Here is a 12,558-nt window from a genome sequence, read left to right as displayed (position 1 = left end):
CAGCTACCCGTCCAGTACCGCCGTGTCCACCGCGCACAACCGGGCGAGCTGGTTCGCGGTGGCGGTGATCTGTGGTGCGAAGTCGGTATCGGCCATCAGATGGGTGCCGTCGGCGAAGGTCAGGTAGCGGATGCATGAGTAGTCGGAGGCGGCGCCGGTGTTTTCCACGCGCAGGCCCTGGTCCAGGGTCTTCGCGGGATCGGTGACGCGGCCGGGATCGGCGCTGGCGCCGGCGAGGGAGCCGACGATGAGGTCGACCCCGTGCCCGTCCAGGGTCGCGTGCGCGCCGCAGTAGCCCAGAGCCTCGATGCGTGGGCCGATGCCGTCGGCGCCGGCCTTGGCGGCCTTGTCCAGATCGAGCAGGCTGCAGTAGTCGAGGTTCGTCAGCTCACCCAGCGCCTGTTCTGCGGTCAATGGCGGTGTGGCCGATGACGGCGCGGGAACCATCTGGTGGGAAGGCATGGGGCTGGGCGTGGCCGTGCACGCGGTGAGCAACAGTGCGAGAAGCGCTACCAGAGGTAAACGGGACACGGGTAGTTGATCTCCGACGGCGGGTCGGCTGTTTCACGTCGTGACCAAACCGTCACGCGGGTCCCACCTCAACCTCTGCGGCGGCGCCTACGGCCTGACCCATGACGAGTCGTTCTTCTTGCTGCCCCACTGACCCACCCCGGTAATGGGAGGCGCCTATCCGGCAATCTCGACTTCCCCTACTTCCCGGGACGTCGCCGTGGCGTGTACCGGCCGGATGACGTCCGTCAGCCCGATCAGGAAGGCGAGGCCGACCAGTACGGCAGGGCTGATCAGACCGACCGCGACCGCGGCGTGGCAGTCACCGTGTGTGCCGGCCAGCGTGCCGAAGAACAGCGCACTGGCGATCGCCGTGCCCAGCGCCGTGCCGATGCGCACCCCGGTCTCGTACACGCCGGCGGCAACTCCGGCCGCCAGACAAGGTGCGACAGTTGAGAAGGCGCTGAGAAACAACCGGTGGACCGGCAGGCACCACCCGTCCGCGCATTACGTACCAAGTAGGTAATGTCGCGCTAGGAGCTGCCGAGGAGAGCACATGTCACAGCCGTCAGCGCGGCTATACCGAGGCCGGGTCGCCGACCAGATCGTGGACGACCTGCGCGGCCAGATTCTCAGTGGTGCGGTACCCGACGGTGCGCGGCTGCCCTCGGAGCGGGAACTGGCCGCCCAGTACGACGTCAGCGCGCCGACCATCCGGGAAGCAGTACGGGTACTGACCGCGATGGGCCTGCTCAGCACCCGCAACGGCAGCCGGACCACCGTCACCGCGAGCGGCGACACGCTGCTCGCGATCTCCATCGCATCCGTCGTCCAGTTCGAGAAGGTCACCGCGGCCGACGTGTTCGGTCTGCTGGGCGCACTCAACGCCTACGCCGTCGAGCAAGCAGTCGAACGGGCGTCGGACGAGGACATCGCCGATCTGCGCGCCGCCGCCGAGCGAGCAGCGGAGGTAGGCGACGCGGAATCCTCCGCCGCGGCACTGCTGCACTTCTTCGTGACGCTTTCCGCCATCTCGCACAACCCGTTGCTGGCCGCACTGTGCCGATTCATCACCCAGATCCAGCTCGGTCTCGCCCTCGAACTGGCCGGCGAAACCGGCGAGGAATGGGGCCGGGTCCCCCGGTCGCTGACCAAGGCGCGGATGGACATCGTGGAGGCCGTCGCCCGCAGGGACGGTCCCGCCGCCGTCCAGCTCATCCGCGAGTACCACGCCAAGGCGGTCAAACGGGTCCAGTCCTCACCCGGCGCCAAGCGCATCCGGGAGACCGACCCAGGACTCGCCGGCCTGCTGTCTTCCTGGCTGGGCGCCAACGTCGGGCTGAGTAACGGTCCCGACCGGCGAAACCAGCCCTGATTCCTCGTCGAGCGCGAATGCGGGTTGCCCCGGCGGCACACCACCAGGGCAACCCGGCCGGCTACGGGCGCCGACGCTCCATCGCGGCGGCTATTCGTAGCCGAGGACCTTGAAGCCCGCGCTGACGAAGACATGATGCGGCCAGTTGATGCTGATGTTGTGGACCTCGTACTCGCCGTCGCTCAGCCGCACGACACGGTCGACGACGCCGCCGGGAACGACGGCTTGCGCGGCGGCGGTGGCCTTGTCCGCGACGGTCCCGCTCATGATCGTGCCGTCTCCTTCGGTGTAGTCCGACGGGACCTGACCGACCGACTGCGCCGGCGAGGGGACTCCCTGCTGGAAGGCGATCACCCCGGCCGCCCGGGCGGCCGCAGCTCCCCCGTCGCCGAAGGGCTGGACGGTGACCTGGGTCGCGGTGATGGTCGAGGTGTCGACCAGTCCCAGGACGAGGACGCTTTCGCCCTTGTGCACGACGCTCGCCGGGACGGGGAGGACGCCCACGTCGTACTTGGTCGAGGAATCCTCGTCGACGGTCACTGCCACGCCGGTTGCCGTCGTGAAGGTGAAGCTCGACGTCGACGTGGAGTCGACGATGCCGGTCGCGCCCCCGTCTTCCGGCCCGGACCGGGCCCCGCCGCCACCGGGAGGGGTGACCGCGGCCGACAGAGATGGCGCGGACGACGAGAGATCCGCAGCGGAAGCCGTTCCGGCACCCAGGAGCCCGGCCACCGCGACGGCCAGGCCTGCCGTCATGGCCAACGCGCCCTTCCGCTTCAGCGACCGCCGCGCACGCGGCCCGCGTTCTCGGTCGGCCACGGGCGCCAGGGATGACCCGGCCGGCGAGTGACTTGTCGGTCCGTACTCGTTCATGAGGGAGCTCTTCTTTCTAGTAGATTATCTCTATGCCTACCAAGTAGGTGATCAACCTAAGAGTGTCGGCCGACCATGTGCGGTCCTTGTGCGCGTCCTGTGCCGGGGCTGTGTCTGCTCCGCCGGAGTGCGTGCTGATTCATCGTCCCCGCTCAGCAAGACTTCAGCGGCTTCTCATCTCGGCGGCAGTACTTCATCGACAAACCCACCGAGAGCACCCGGATTTTCCGGATATACCGGGAGGTTCCGCTGCACTACCACACCGAGTGCGACGAGAACCTCTACGTGCTCAGCGATCGCGGCACGTTCCACCTGGACGGCCGGGAGTACGAGGCGCGCCCGGGGCATGTTCCTGTGCTTCGAGAAGCGGAAGGTGCACGGCTTCCCGGCCATCAGCGAGCACCCCCTGGTCGTCCTGGCGATCGACGTCCCCCGACGCCGTCCGGACGACATCGTCTTCGTCGCCCCGGCGGCGGGGAACGCGCGGACCTTCATGACCCGGAACGCACGGGAGTGACTGCGCCCGGCTGTCGCGAGCGTGGCCTTGCAGCTGGCTGCCAGGGCGCGTTTCCCGCTGGCCGGTACCGAAGATAGGTGCCTGCCACGGAGACAGGTGACCGGGCCGAGCACATCCTTGGCCACTATGAAGGTTGCCTCGGACCTGCCAGGTGGACGTCTCCACGACGCGAGGTGTCGGCGTGCCGGCCCGGAAGCGGGAATCGCGACCGTCGCGCCGGATCTGGATCTGGCCGAAGGGCAGTCGCCGGGGCCGGGCGGTCGGCTGGTGGCCGGCCGTTATCGGCTCCGTTCCCTGCTCGGGCGCGGCGCCATGGGCCGGGTCTGGCTCGCCGAGGACGAGGTGCTGGACCGGCTGGTCGCCCTCAAACAACTCGTCCTGAGCGCTCAGGCGTCCGGCACGACGCGCAAGGCCGCTCGGTGGCGGGCGCTCGAGGAAGCCCGCGCGGCGGCCCGGGTCGATCACCTCGGTGCCGTCAGGATCCACGACGTCGTCAAGGACTACGGCTGCCCGTGGATCGTCATGGAACTGCTGTCGGGACGGACCCTGGCGGAGGCGGTCGACGCCGACGGACCGCTGCCGGTCGATCAGGCGGCGGCGGTGGGCCTGGCCCTGCTCGACGTGCTACAGACGGCACACCGAGCGGGCATCGTCCACCGGGATGTCAAGCCGGCCAACGTGCACCTCTGCGAGGACGGGCGCGTGGTCCTCACCGACTTCGGTGTCGCGCGAGCCCTGGACGACCCCGCACCCGTACCGGGTGGCGAGCTCGTCGGCAGCCCCGCCTACATGGCACCGGAGCAGCTCCGCGGCGGCGCAGCCGGGCCGGCCTCCGACCTGTTCTCGCTCGGCGCGACGCTGTTCGCAGCGGTCGAGAGCAGAGCGCCCTTCGTCAAGGGCGACGTGTTCGCCACCCTCACCGCCGTGGTCGAAGACCCGCCCGCGCCGTTCCGGCGCGCCGGTCCGCTGCGCCCGGTCATCGAAGGCCTGCTCGCCAAGGAGCCCGAACAGCGGTTCAATGCCGACGAGGCCCGCACTGCCCTCCGTGGGATCCAGCGCGACGGCGAGTATTCGCGCTGGGGTGCGCGCAATGGGCCGGTAGCACCCAGCCCAGGATTCCAGCCAGCCGCCAGCCGGGATGACCGCTGACCGTGAAGACCTCACGACGCTCGGGCGCCAACCTGGTAGAGACGCCGCGGCAAGTGCGGCTGGGTACCGAGCGCAGGGAGACGACCATGAACCGCGGCACAACGATTCTGGCTGCCTCGTCGGTCCGGGTGGAACAGACGGGCAGATCCGGTCAGCGATGGATCGTGCCGGCCCTGCTGGCACTCGTCATCGTTCTGGATCAGGCGATGAAGTGGTGGGCCTGGCGGCACGTCTCCACAGCGATCATCAACGACGGCGGCGATGCCCTTGTCGGGACGATGGTTGGCGGGTGGTACGCCGATCCGGTCACAGGCGCCCTGCTCGACCTGGCCGACTTCGGGTTGCTGAGCATCGCCGTATCCGTCCTGGTACGCCGTCGCCCTCCGATGAAGGTCGTCGTACCGGCAGCCCTGATGCTCGGCGGATGGAGCAGCAATCTGCTCGACCGTCTGGGAATGCACTACTGGACCGCGCCAGGCAGCGTGCGTGGAGCGGTCGATTTCATTCAGGTCGGTCAGAGCTACTACAACATCGCGGACTTCTTCATCATCGGCGCGACGCCGCTGTTCCTGCTGGCCCTTGGCTACCTGCGCTGGAAGGCGGCGAACAGGCCGGCTGTGACCGCGCACAAGCGCCTTCGGCAGCGGCTGCCGGCGTTCGCCGGTGCGATCGGCGTGGTCGTGGTCGTCGGGATCGGCGCCGCGCACTACGGCGGCCTGACCGCCCCGCTCGCATCGGTCAGCCCGGCCACGGATCAGTGAGTGAAGCCTCAGCGCGCTTCGAGGAACCTCAGCACGGCCAGCACCCGCCGGTGATCGGTGCCGCTCTCCGGTAGGTCGAGCTTGGTGAGAATGCTGCGGACGTGCTTCTCGACCGTGCCCTCGGTCACGAAGATCCGTTCGGCGATACCCGCGTTGGAGGCACCCTCGGCCATCAGGGCCAGTACCTCGCGTTCACGCGGCGAGAGCACGTCGAGCGGATCACGCCGGCGGCGGGCCTTCACGAGCTCCTGCACCAGGGAGGTGTCCACCACCGAACCTCCCGCGATGATCCGCTCGACCGTCCGGATGAACTCCGCCATGTCGGTCACCCGGCTCTTGAGCAGGTAGCCGAGGCGCTCACCGCCCGCCAGCAGATCCATGGCCTCGTTCACCTCGGCGTGCGCCGACAGCACGAGGATGGCCGTGCCGGGGAGTTCCTCACGGATCACCCGCGCCGCCTCGAGACCCTCGACGGAGTGCCCAGGTGGCATCCGGATGTCGATGATCGCCAGCTCCGGCCTGGCCGAACGGGCCAGCGCGAGCAGTTCGACGCTGTTTCCCGCCTGGCCGACGACCTCGAACCCCGACCGGTCGAGCAGGCTGGCGAGGCCTTCGCGCATCAGGACGTCGTCGTCGGCGAGCACGACGTGCGCGCCACGCCGGCTGAGCGGAGCAACACCGGCCGTCCCGGGCTGTGTGGGCATCCCACGATTATGGCCGCGGTACAGCGCCTGTGACCAGCACCGACCGTCGCTACCCGGTGCGGCCCGCATGCGGCTGGTCATTATCGGTCGGCAACGGAAGCTCGCAGGACACGGTCGTGCCGCCGCCTGCCGGGCTGTGCAGGGAGAAAGTGCCGCCCAGCGCCTCCATCCGGTCCTTCAGCCCGACCAGCCCCGACCCCCGCAACGGGTCGGCGCCACCGACACCGTCGTCACGCACGCACAGGCGCAGCGTGGCGTCGGAGGCATCCGCGTCCACCTCGACGACCGAGGCACCCGCGTGCTTCGCCGCGTTGGTGAGCATCTCCGAGACGACGTAGTAGGCGCCCACCTCGACCGGCTCGGGAAGTCGGCCGTCGATCCGCACGTCCATTTCCACCGGGACGGTGGAGCGCCGCCCCAGCGCGCGCAGCGCCAGTCGTAGCCCTGCCTTGGACAGGATCGCCGGATGGATGCCGCGGGAGATCTCCCGCAGTTCGTCGACCACACCCATGAGCCCGGTGGCAACGTCCGTGATCTCGGTACGGAGATCGTCCCGCCCGTGGGGTGACGCCGCCGCCGAACGCAGCTTGAGTGCCAGCGCGAGGAGGCGCTGCTGCCCACCGTCGTGCAGGTCCCGCTCGATCAGCCGGCGGGCCTCGTCCGCGGCTGAGACGATCCGCTTCCGCGAGGCGGCGAGCTCGGCGCGGCTCTCGGCGTTTCCGATGGCCGTCGCGACGAGTTCGGTGAAGTCCGCCATGCGGTCGGCGGCGTCGGAGGGAAACGGCCCCTGCTTCGACAACGCGTTCACCACGCCCCACAAGCGGCCTTCGACGACGATCGGGCTGGCCACCATCGCCCGGATTCCCAGCTCGCGCAGGCCGTCGGCGAGCGGGTCCGACACGCCGCGCCACGCGTCCTCGTCGACCTGGGCGGAACGGCCGGTTCGCCAGACCACCGCCGGGGCGGTGTAGTCGCGCAGCCGCACGTGCGTCCCGATCGGCAGGTCGACCGGGATCTGCCCGACGCCGCCGAGGACCACGACCGAGGCCCCGTCGTGCTCGAAGCGGGCGATGCCCGCGCTGTCCGTGCCGAGCAGCCGCCGAATTTCGTCGGCGACCGCCAGGAAGATCTCGTCCGGGCGGATGCCGCGGGCGACGAGCGTGGCCACCCGGCGGAGCGCGGCCTGTTCCTCCAGGAGGCGGGCGAGCTCGTCGCGGCCGGCCTCCAGCGAGGCCCAGTTCTGCGCGTTGGCGACCGCGGTCGCGATCAGATCGGTGAACCCCGCCATCCGCTGTTCGGTGTCAGGGGGCAGTGACGGCTGCCCGGAGCCGACGGCGATCATTCCCCACAGCTGGCCGTTGACGTGGAGCGGCATCCCGACCGCGGACCGCAGCCCCTCGCCGAGATACGCCTCCCCGCCCGGCAGATCGCGGTAGTCGCCGACCCGCGCCGTCCGGCCGGTCCGCAGGACCGTCGCGGTCAGCCCGCCCGGCGGATAACCCTCCCAGCTTTCCCCGACCCGCACGTGGGGGCCCGTGGTGCCTTCGTTGGCGACGAGCGTCGCCCTCCCGTCGGGCTCATACCGGATCATCCTGGCGGTGCCGCTACCGAAATGCCGGAGTGCCTCCCTGGCCACGGCCGCGAACACCGCCTCGGGTGATGCGCCCCGCGCGACCAGCATGGCCAGGCGGCGCAGCGCGGCCTGGGTGTCCGCGAGCTCACGCAGCTCCTGCTGCGCCTTCGCGTTGGCGAGCGCCATGGCGGCGAGCTCCACGAACCCCGCCATGCGGTCCTCGGTGCCGGCCGGGAAGTCCTCGCGTGAGGTGGCGGCAACCGTGACGCCCCAGCGAAGCCCACCGACCACGATCGGCGTGGCAACGCCGGCTCGCATGCCCAGCGTGGCGACCCAGGCAGCGTGCGGGCCGTTGGCCAGCCGTTCACCCTGGGTCCTGGCCGGGCGCCCGGTGCGCAGCGCGGTGGCCTGGATCATCCCGGGGAGCAGCTGGAGCCGGAAGCCGACCGGGATGCGGTCGCTCACCCGGCCATAGGACCCCACGACCGTGAGGTGCCCCTCGGGTTCCTCGCCCTCGCCCGGCGGGGGATCGACGCGGGAGACGAACGTCGCCTCGGCGCCGACGAGGTGGCTCAGTTCGTCGGCGACGGCTGTGAACACCTCGTCCGGCGTCGCGCCCCCGGCCACCAGCGTGGCCACGCGCCGCAGCGCAGCCTGCTCGTCGGCAAGGTCGCCCAGCCTCGCCTTCTCTGGTGAATCGTGGTCCGCGCCCAGATCGGGGGCATCGACCACGGCGGCGCCGGTATCTGGCGCGTCCATGACGGTGACGGTAGCGCGAAGCTCGAGGGACCGACAAGGCCACGCCGGCGCCGGCAGCCGTTCCGGTGAACACGGCTCCTGCATCGGCGAGCACATTCCCGCTAGCTGCAAGGCGTTCCCGGCCGATCCGTGCGACCATGATCGAATGCCGCTGCGGTGCCTGCTCGTCGACGACAACGCCGCCTTCCTCCGGGAGGCGAGCCTTCTCCTGCGGCGGGAAGGCGTGGCAGTCGTGGGTACGGCCTCCAACACCGACGACGCACTCCGGCAGGCTCGCGCGCTACGGCCGGACGTCGTCCTCGTCGACATCGGGCTCGGGGACGAGAGTGGCTTCGACCTCGCGACGCTGCTGGCTCGGGACGGCGCGGGCGAAAACGCCGAAGTGATCATGATATCGGCGAGCGCCGGAACGGATTACGCGGAGCTGATCGCCGCAGGGCCGGCCGCCGGGTTCCTGACGAAGTCGGAGCTCTCGGCGAACGGCATCGGCCGGATTCTCGGCCGCTCGTAGTTTCCGGCCCGGCACGAAAAGCGCGAAAGCTCCCATTTCCCGCTATTCGAGCGGACGACGAAACCCACCTGCTCTGCCCGTAATGATCCGCGCGAATTCCGTCGCGGTACCGCTAGCAGGAATCCGGCCGGTTCCACTGGCTGGGGGCCCGGGTGGTCGCTGGCAACCATGACACCGGGGCTCCTGCGCGGAATCGTGATAAGCGGCAAAGGAAACCCGGGCCGGGGCTTCCACGGCAAGGAGGAAACATGACGCACGTCGTCACGAGCGAACCGGAATCGGTCGTGGCCGCCGTCCCTCAATGGGGGACGACGACCAGGAAATACGCTGTCGAGGTAATTGGGACATTCTTCCTCGTGTTCACGGTGACGGTCAGCGGATTCAGCCACAGCACGTTCACCCCGCTGGCCGCAGGCGCGATCCTGATGGTGATGATCTACGCCGGCGGGCACATCTCCGGTGGTCACTACAACCCCGCCGTGACCATGGCGGCGCTGTGCCGGGGCCGGATCGGGGCTGCCGACGCCGCCGGCTACTGGGTCGCCCAGTTCGCCGCCGGGGCCGTCGCGGCGGTGGTGGCACGGGCGGTCGCCAACCCGGCGACGGTGACGACCCTGCACCTGTCCGGGCACGCCCTCGCGGCCACGGCCGTCGCGGAGCTGTTGTTCACCTTCGGCCTGTGCTACGTGGTACTCAACGTCGCCACCAGCAAGAGCCAGCAGGGCAACTCCTTCTTCGGCCTGGCGATCGGGTTCACCGTGGCGGCGGGCGCTTTCGCGGTCGGTGGGATCTCGGGCGGCGCCTTCAACCCCGCGGTCGCGCTGGGTGCCGCCACCGGTGGCCTGTTCGCCTGGTCCACCTTGTGGGTCTACCTCGTGGTGCAGGCCGTCGCGGGCGTCGCCGCAGGCCTCACCTTCTTGGCACTCAACCCCGACGACAAATAGGAGGCACGGATATGACCAGCACTCAACCGAAGCCGACGACCACCGACGCGGGCATCCCGGTCGAAAGCGATGAGCACTCGCTCACGGTCGGCCCGGACGGACCGATCCTGCTGCAGGATCACTACGCCATCGAGCAGATGGCCCAGTTCAACCGAGAGCGGGTGCCCGAGCGGCAACCGCACGCGAAGGGCAGTGGCGCGTTCGGGCAGTTCGACGTGACCGCCGACGTCAGCGCCTACACCAAGGCCGCGGTGTTCCAGCCGGGCGCGAAAACCCGCATGGTGGCCCGGTTCTCCACGGTCGCGGGGGAGCGGGGCAGCCCCGACACCTGGCGCGACCCACGCGGGTTCGCGCTGAAGTTCTACACGACCGAGGGCAACTACGACATGGTCGGCAACAACACGCCGGTGTTCTTCCTGCGCGATCCGATGAAGTTCCAGCACTTCATCCGGTCGCAGAAGCGGCGCGCCGACAACAACCTGCGCGACCACGACATGCAGTGGGACTTCTGGACGCTGTCGCCGGAGTCGGCGCACCAGGTCACCTGGCTGATGGGGGACCGCGGCATCCCGCGGACCTGGCGGCAGATGAACGGGTACAGCTCGCACACGTACATGTGGGTCAACGCGGGCGGTGAACGTTTCTGGGTGAAGTACCACTTCATCAGTGACCAGGGCATCGAATGCCTCACCCAGGCCGAAGCGGACGCGCTGGCTTCGGCGGACGGCGACTACCACACGCGGGACCTGTTCGCGGCGATCGGGCGAGGCGAGTATCCATCGTGGACACTCAAGATGCAGATCATGCCGTTCGGGGACGCGGCGACCTACCGGTTCAACCCGTTCGACATGACGAAGGTGTGGCCGCACGCGGACTATCCCCTGGTCGAGGTCGGCCGGATGACGCTGGACCGCAACCCGACCGACTACCACTCCGAGATCGAGCAGCTGGCCGTCGAGCCGAGCAACCTCGTGCCCGGGATCGGGCCGAGCCCGGACAAGATGCTGCTGGGCCGGATGTTCTCCTATCCCGATGCCCACCGGGCCCGGATCGGCGCGAACTACAACCAGTTGCCCGTGAACGCACCTGTCGCACCGGTGAACAGCTACAGCAAGGACGGACCCATGCGCTACGCGAAGGTGTCCGATCCCGTGTACGCGCCCAACTCCAAGGGCGGTCCGCGCGCGGACACCGAGCGCTACGGCGAACCTGCCGGCTGGTACGCCGACGGGGAGATGGTCCACGCGGCGCAGACCCTGCACGCCGAGGATGACGACTGGGGCCAGGCCGGCACGCTGGTCCGCGAGGTGATGGACGACGCGGCACGGGACCGGCTGGTGGGCAACATCGTCGGCCACCTGCTCGACGGGGTGTCCGAGCCGGTCCTGGAACGGGCGTTCGAGTACTGGCGCAACGTCGACGAGGACCTGGGCCGGCGGGTGGAGAAGGGGGTCCGGGCCGGAGAGTCCTGATCGACCGGACCAAATGACGGAGGGCCCGGCGCCGAGGCGCCGGGCCCTCATTCGACAGGAGACGCAGAGATGTTCACTGGTCAACAGATCACGGCCGGGGCGACGATCCCCGACACCAAGCTGACCCGCGAAGCCACCGAACTGGTCCGCGAGTCCACCACCGAGCTCATCTACCACCATTCCTGCCGGGTCTTCTGGTTCGGCAGCCTGCAGGGGCGCAACCGAGGGCTCAGCTTCGACCCGGAACTGCTCTACCTCGGGGCGATGTTCCACGACCTGGGCCTGAGCGGACGGTTCCACGGCAGCGGCCGGCGGTTCGAAGTGGACAGTGCCGACGAAGCCCGCCGCTTCCTCCAGGGCCACGGGGTGCCCGAGGACAGCATCCGCCGGGTGTGGACCGCCATTGCCCTGCACACGACACCCGGCATTCCGGAGTTCATGGAACCCGAGGTCGCCCTGGTCACCGCCGGGGTGGAATACGACGTGCTCGGCATCGGGTACCGCGACATCAGCGACGCCGACCGCGCCGAGATCACCGGCCTGCACCCGCGGCCGGAGTTCAAGCGCGGCATTCTCCAGGCGTTCACCGAAGGCATCGCGCCCAAACCGGCCACCACGTTCGGCAATGTCAAGGCGGATGTCCTGGAACGGTTCGTCCCCGGCTATCGCCGCGTCAACTTCGTGGACCTCATCGAGAACTCGGCCTGGCCCGAGTAGACGCTTGTCGCATCGCCCTGCGGGGCACCTTTTTCCTTGCACAGCCCGCCGGGTGGCGGCAGGGCCGGTGTCCTGCGGGCTTCCGGGCGAGTGGCTACCGGTGCGCGACGCCGCGAGGTGTGGTCAGCAGCGTGGTGACGATGACGACCAGGGCCGTGGCGAGGGTGATGACCACCGTGGGGTTGGTGCCCCACAGCAGGAGCGCGCCGGCGGCGGCGCCGGCGAACATGGCCAGCACGGAACCGAGTCGCCGGTGCGGGCGCGCGCCCGAGCCGCCCGCGAGGCGGCTGTCGGCGGCCAGGCCGGTGAGGGTCATCGTGAGCACCGTGGTCGTCAGGTCCGCCGCGGCGATGCGGCGGACGGTGGCGTTCTGCAGGCCGAAGCTGACCGCGAGCACGGCGGTGGTGATCAGCGGCCCGATGCCCGGTGTAGCTCAGCACGCCGAGTCCGCCGAGCAGGGCGACCACCGCGAGGATGACGGCCTGGCTGGTGAAGGCGGCGCGCAGCCAGGTTCGGGGCCGGTCGGTGAGGCGGACGGCGAGCCGGCCGCCTGCCAGCGCACCGGCGAGGAACGCGCCGATGGCGACCGCGGAGGCGGGCAGTGAGAGCCCGGAGCCCGGTTTCAGGCTGAAGCCGAGGAAGACGACGTTTCCGGTCATGTTGGCGACGAACACGTGACCCATCCGCAGATAG

The 12,558-nt window shown here is 69.6% G+C and carries 14 protein-coding genes and 1 pseudogene; 8 read left to right on the top strand and 7 right to left on the bottom strand.

Annotated features, from left to right (window positions below; translation table 11 throughout):
- Positions 1 to 3 precede the first annotated feature (3 nt).
- Entirely contained in the window at positions 4 to 414 is a 411-nt protein-coding gene (locus LWP59_RS25330) for a hypothetical protein (RefSeq protein WP_144633848.1), read from the bottom strand.
- A gap of 273 nt (positions 415 to 687) precedes the next feature.
- The gene (locus LWP59_RS25325) at positions 688 to 924 is read right to left on the bottom strand and encodes a hypothetical protein (RefSeq protein WP_144633851.1); all 237 of its coding nucleotides are present in this window, start codon (positions 922 to 924) and stop codon (positions 688 to 690) included.
- 142 nt (positions 925 to 1,066) lie between these two features.
- Here LWP59_RS25325 and LWP59_RS25320 point away from each other — a divergent pair, with 142 nt between their 5' ends.
- The gene (locus LWP59_RS25320; protein ID WP_144633854.1) at positions 1,067 to 1,885 is read left to right on the top strand and encodes a FadR/GntR family transcriptional regulator; all 819 of its coding nucleotides are present in this window, start codon (positions 1,067 to 1,069) and stop codon (positions 1,883 to 1,885) included.
- A 90-nt stretch (positions 1,886 to 1,975) separates the two neighbouring features.
- On the opposite strand, the gene LWP59_RS25315 is transcribed toward LWP59_RS25320, so the two are convergent.
- Positions 1,976 to 2,641 carry a hypothetical protein gene (locus LWP59_RS25315; protein WP_144633857.1) on the bottom strand — a complete coding sequence of 222 codons (666 nt, stop codon included), beginning with the start codon at positions 2,639 to 2,641 and terminating at the stop codon, positions 1,976 to 1,978.
- 463 nt (positions 2,642 to 3,104) lie between these two features.
- Between LWP59_RS25315 and LWP59_RS25310 the strand changes: the two genes are divergently transcribed.
- From LWP59_RS25310 to LWP59_RS25300, 3 genes are all read left to right on the top strand, one after another.
- Complete coding sequence (locus LWP59_RS25310) at positions 3,105 to 3,275, top strand: hypothetical protein (protein ID WP_186383058.1); 171 nt, start codon at positions 3,105 to 3,107, stop codon at positions 3,273 to 3,275.
- 96 nt (positions 3,276 to 3,371) lie between these two features.
- Positions 3,372 to 4,424 carry a serine/threonine-protein kinase gene (locus LWP59_RS25305; RefSeq protein ID WP_144633860.1) on the top strand — a complete coding sequence of 351 codons (1,053 nt, stop codon included), beginning with the start codon at positions 3,372 to 3,374 and terminating at the stop codon, positions 4,422 to 4,424.
- Positions 4,425 to 4,510: 86 nt separating this feature from the next.
- Positions 4,511 to 5,185: a signal peptidase II gene (locus LWP59_RS25300; protein WP_144633864.1), complete on the top strand. Its 675-nt coding sequence runs from the start codon at positions 4,511 to 4,513 to the stop codon at positions 5,183 to 5,185.
- An 8-nt stretch (positions 5,186 to 5,193) separates the two neighbouring features.
- Here LWP59_RS25300 and LWP59_RS25295 read toward each other — a convergent pair whose 3' ends face one another.
- Both LWP59_RS25295 and LWP59_RS25290 read right to left on the bottom strand, forming a co-directional pair.
- Positions 5,194 to 5,889 carry a response regulator transcription factor gene (locus tag LWP59_RS25295; protein WP_144633866.1) on the bottom strand — a complete coding sequence of 232 codons (696 nt, stop codon included), beginning with the start codon at positions 5,887 to 5,889 and terminating at the stop codon, positions 5,194 to 5,196.
- A 49-nt stretch (positions 5,890 to 5,938) separates the two neighbouring features.
- Positions 5,939 to 8,221 (bottom strand): sensor histidine kinase, encoded by a 2,283-nt coding sequence (locus LWP59_RS25290; protein WP_144633869.1) that lies wholly within the window; start codon positions 8,219 to 8,221, stop codon positions 5,939 to 5,941.
- Between LWP59_RS25290 and LWP59_RS25285 the strand changes: the two genes are divergently transcribed.
- From LWP59_RS25285 to LWP59_RS25270, 4 genes are all read left to right on the top strand, one after another.
- Positions 8,220 to 8,732, top strand: coding sequence for a response regulator (locus tag LWP59_RS25285; RefSeq protein WP_222425428.1), 513 nt, complete (start codon positions 8,220 to 8,222; stop codon positions 8,730 to 8,732). The two genes, LWP59_RS25290 and LWP59_RS25285, sit on opposite strands and share 2 nt — an antisense overlap.
- A 248-nt stretch (positions 8,733 to 8,980) precedes the next feature.
- Positions 8,981 to 9,676, top strand: a complete 696-nt coding sequence (locus LWP59_RS25280) for an aquaporin (protein ID WP_144633872.1) — start codon at positions 8,981 to 8,983, stop codon at positions 9,674 to 9,676.
- Between the two features lie 11 nt (positions 9,677 to 9,687).
- Positions 9,688 to 11,148, top strand: a complete 1,461-nt coding sequence (locus tag LWP59_RS25275; protein WP_144633875.1) for a catalase — start codon at positions 9,688 to 9,690, stop codon at positions 11,146 to 11,148.
- Between the two features lie 69 nt (positions 11,149 to 11,217).
- A complete protein-coding gene (locus LWP59_RS25270) occupies positions 11,218 to 11,865 on the top strand; it encodes an HD domain-containing protein (protein WP_144633878.1) in 648 nt (215 codons plus the stop codon).
- A 94-nt stretch (positions 11,866 to 11,959) separates the two neighbouring features.
- On the opposite strand, the gene LWP59_RS40470 is transcribed toward LWP59_RS25270, so the two are convergent.
- Together LWP59_RS40470 and LWP59_RS41160 are read right to left on the bottom strand one after the other, a co-directional pair.
- A complete protein-coding gene (locus LWP59_RS40470; RefSeq protein ID WP_267903744.1) occupies positions 11,960 to 12,262 on the bottom strand; it encodes a DUF1275 family protein in 303 nt (100 codons plus the stop codon).
- A 109-nt stretch (positions 12,263 to 12,371) separates the two neighbouring features.
- Positions 12,372 to 12,548, bottom strand: a pseudogene (locus LWP59_RS41160) (DUF1275 family protein); the annotation flags it as partial.
- Positions 12,549 to 12,558: the final 10 nt, after the last annotated feature.

Origin of the sequence: Amycolatopsis acidiphila (assembly GCF_021391495.1) — a bacterium.
Lineage (GTDB): Bacteria > Actinomycetota > Actinomycetes > Mycobacteriales > Pseudonocardiaceae > Amycolatopsis_E > Amycolatopsis_E acidiphila.
Note: the sequence above shows the minus strand (reverse complement) of the source record. Positions and strands in the feature narration are given on the sequence as shown.

Coding starts and splice junctions, on each gene's coding strand:
- LWP59_RS25315 (WP_144633857.1), bottom strand. CDS start 2,641: ATGACGGCAGGCCTGGCCGTCGCGGTGGCCGGGCTCCTGGGTGCCGGA.
- LWP59_RS25290 (WP_144633869.1), bottom strand. CDS start 8,221: ATGGACGCGCCAGATACCGGCGCCGCCGTGGTCGATGCCCCCGATCTG.
- LWP59_RS25320 (WP_144633854.1), top strand. CDS start 1,067: ATGTCACAGCCGTCAGCGCGGCTATACCGAGGCCGGGTCGCCGACCAG.
- LWP59_RS25275 (WP_144633875.1), top strand. CDS start 9,688: ATGACCAGCACTCAACCGAAGCCGACGACCACCGACGCGGGCATCCCG.
- LWP59_RS25300 (WP_144633864.1), top strand. CDS start 4,511: ATGAACCGCGGCACAACGATTCTGGCTGCCTCGTCGGTCCGGGTGGAA.
- LWP59_RS25285 (WP_222425428.1), top strand. CDS start 8,220: ATGACGGTGACGGTAGCGCGAAGCTCGAGGGACCGACAAGGCCACGCC.
- LWP59_RS25310 (WP_186383058.1), top strand. CDS start 3,105: ATGTTCCTGTGCTTCGAGAAGCGGAAGGTGCACGGCTTCCCGGCCATC.
- LWP59_RS25280 (WP_144633872.1), top strand. CDS start 8,981: ATGACGCACGTCGTCACGAGCGAACCGGAATCGGTCGTGGCCGCCGTC.
- LWP59_RS25270 (WP_144633878.1), top strand. CDS start 11,218: ATGTTCACTGGTCAACAGATCACGGCCGGGGCGACGATCCCCGACACC.
- LWP59_RS25295 (WP_144633866.1), bottom strand. CDS start 5,889: ATGCCCACACAGCCCGGGACGGCCGGTGTTGCTCCGCTCAGCCGGCGT.